The organism is Neisseria sp. P0021.S006 (assembly GCF_051956895.1).
This window is the reverse complement of the sequence record NZ_JBQCWZ010000362.1, coordinates 1-1,418: the sequence shown is the minus strand read 5'-3', so window position 1 is coordinate 1,418 and position 1,418 is coordinate 1. Positions and strand designations below refer to the sequence as shown.

Genomic DNA, 1,418 nt, shown 5'->3' with positions numbered 1-1,418 from the left:
ACCCTGTGGGCGACAGCCTCAAAAGTGCGCTTTATTTGGCACAAGGCGGCGAGTTCGGCTTCGTGATGCTGGCCATTTCCAGCAAAATCAATATGGTTTCGCCCGAATTGGAACAAGCAGCTACTGCAGCCGTCTTGCTTTCCATGATTGCCGCTCCATTTATCTTGGGCAGCAGCGATGCCATCGTCAGCCGCTTCGTCAAATCCGACTTGGACATGAAAGCCTTGGACTTGCACTCCATGTTGGTGGAAACCATGAGCAAATCCGAACACGTCCTGATTATCGGTTTCGGACGCGGCGGTCAATCGGTTGCCCGTGTATTGGCGCAAGAAGGCATCCCCTACTTTGCCCTCGACTTGGACATCGCACGCGTACAAGTGGCATGCAACGCAGGCGAACCGGTTTCCTTTGGCGATGCCAAACGCCGTGAAGTTTTGGAAGCCGCCGGATTGGGACGCGCCAAAATGGTGGTCATTACGCTGAACAATATGCACGAAACCCAACATGTTCTCGGCAACATCATGTCCATGCATCCGAGCATGCCGGTTTATGTTCGCGCCACCAATGACGATTACGTTAAAACCTTTACCGAAATGGGTGCGGAAGAAACCGTCTCCGATACCAAAGAAACCAGCCTGGTGCTGGCAAGCTATGCCATGTTGGGCCACGGCCTCTCCTACAACCATGTTTATCAAACCATAACCCATATCCGTCACAGCCGCTATGCATCGTTGCAAGACTTGTTTATCGGCAGCGACGATGACAGCTTCTCAGACGAAGACAGCAAAGCCATCTCCCGTCACGCCTTCCCGTTGCACGGCGAGGCACATGCCATCGGCAAAACCATCCGCGAATTGCCCTTGTCCGCCCATCATCTGAAGCTATTGTTTATCCGCCGCAAGACCGGAAAAATCCAAGACCTTGATCCTGATTTTGTTTTGGAAAACGGCGATATTTTGATTGTCGCAGGCAAGCAGGAAGAAATTATTTCCTTTGAAAACTGGTGCTTACAGGGAGATATCTAATAATCGGCAAATAAATCTTGCGCGCATCAGGATTTTTTGGTTTAATAGCGTCTTCGCAATTTTGCGCACGGGTGATTAGCTCAGTTGGTAGAGCGTCTGCCTTACAAGCAGAATGTCGGCGGTTCGACTCCGTCATCACCCACCAAGTTTCCTTTTCATTGTCTTTGACAGTGGATGCGCGGTGGTAGCTCAGTTGGTTAGAGTACCGGCCTGTCACGCCGGGGGTCGCGGGTTCGAGCCCCGTCCGCCGCGCCATTATTTAAAAATACTGATTTTTCAGTATCTCCCTTTTACGGGTGATTAGCTCAGTTGGTAGAGCGTCTGCCTTACAAGCAGAATGTCGGCGGTTCGACTCCGTCATCACCCACCACTTTCCTTTTCATTGTCTTTGAC

At 51.2% G+C, this 1,418-nt stretch carries 1 protein-coding gene and 3 tRNA genes; all 4 read left to right on the top strand.

Features of this window, described 5'->3' with window-relative positions:
- Positions 1 to 1,025 (top strand): NAD-binding protein (locus tag ACTHUM_RS14140; RefSeq protein ID WP_440403184.1); only part of this gene is annotated, 1,025 nt, incomplete at its 5' end.
- A 69-nt stretch (positions 1,026 to 1,094) separates the two neighbouring features.
- Positions 1,095 to 1,170, top strand: a tRNA-Val gene (locus ACTHUM_RS14135).
- Between the two features lie 33 nt (positions 1,171 to 1,203).
- Positions 1,204 to 1,280: transfer RNA gene (locus ACTHUM_RS14130), tRNA-Asp, on the top strand.
- Positions 1,281 to 1,319: 39 nt separating this feature from the next.
- Positions 1,320 to 1,395: transfer RNA gene (locus ACTHUM_RS14125), tRNA-Val, on the top strand.
- The last annotated feature ends 23 nt before the right edge of the window (positions 1,396 to 1,418 follow it).